Below are 1207 nucleotides of genomic sequence, written 5' to 3' on the forward strand. Positions count from 1 at the left end.
CAGGGCAACCGCATATAAATTAACTAAAAAACCAGAGATAATACCCAGTTTTTTTGGAGATTTTCTACCATGTCATTAAGTTTACAAGAAGCTTTTTCGTCTCTTGAAGATCCACGAGTTGAAAGGCATAAACGCCATATGCTGATTGATATTATTATCCTGTCTATTTGCGCTGTTATTAGTGGAGCAGACGGCTGGGAAGCCATTGAACAATTTGGTAAAAACAAAAAGGACTGGCTGCGAAAATGGATAGATTTGGAGAATGGCATACCTTCACATGATTGTATTGCACGGGTAATTTCCAGGATAAAACCCAGCGAAATGACGGACTGTTTTATCGTTTGGGTAAACAATGTTGCTGAACTTACACAGGGTGAAGTTGTTGCTATTGATGGAAAAACGGCACGGCGCTCATATAATCGTAAAAATAAGCTCGGTGCCATTCATATGGTAAGTGCTTGGGCAAATCAAAAGGGTATGTCTTTAGGGCAGGTAAAAACAGAAGAAAAATCTAACGAGATTACGGCGATACCGGTGTTACTTGATATGCTTGAAATCAAAGGTTGTATCATCACCATTGATGCGATGGGATGCCAAAATGACATTGCCGAAAAGATTATTGAAAAACAAGCGGGTTATGTTTTAGCCGTTAAAGATAATCAAAAGTTTCTGCATGAGGCAATCATCGATTATTTCAATGTTGCTATAGCGGCTAATGCCCCAGAGTTATGCCTGTTACAGGACCATACAGAAATTAATGCTGAACATGGGCGCATCGAAATACGGCGCTGTTACTTATCAACTTGCCTTGATACGCTACCTGATGTTTCACGCTGGAAAGGCATTAAAAGTATCGGCATGGTTGAAAGTGAACGAACCCTTAATGGCAAAACCAGCATTGCTCGTCGGCATTACATCTGCACATTAACGGATGTTAAACCCTTCGCTCATGCGGTACGAGCGCATTGGGGCGTGGAAAATTCATTACATTGGGTGCTGGACGTAACTTTTAGAGAAGATGAATCACGTATCCGTACGGGTTATGCTCCTGAAAACTTTAATATTTTCCGTCAACTTGGTATTAATCTGCTTAAAAATGAACCCTCTAAAATGAGCATTAAGAAAAAACGTTTTAAAGCCGCTTTGAACGATCAATTCAGGGAAAATGTGATTTTTTCGACGTGAAGTTTATATGCGGTTGCCCTGC

General features: G+C 40.3%; 1 protein-coding gene. It reads left to right on the forward strand.

Going from position 1 to position 1207, the window contains the following annotated elements; genetic code table 11:
- Positions 1–69 precede the first annotated feature (69 nt).
- The gene (locus tag N7974_RS20555; protein ID WP_262967395.1) at positions 70–1185 is read left to right on the forward strand and encodes an ISAs1 family transposase; all 1116 of its coding nucleotides are present in this window, start codon (positions 70–72) and stop codon (positions 1183–1185) included.
- Positions 1186–1207: the final 22 nt, after the last annotated feature.

It is taken from the genome of Methylobacter psychrophilus (assembly GCF_025583945.1).
In the GTDB taxonomy this organism is placed as follows: Bacteria; Pseudomonadota; Gammaproteobacteria; order Methylococcales; family Methylomonadaceae; genus Methylobacter_C; species Methylobacter_C psychrophilus.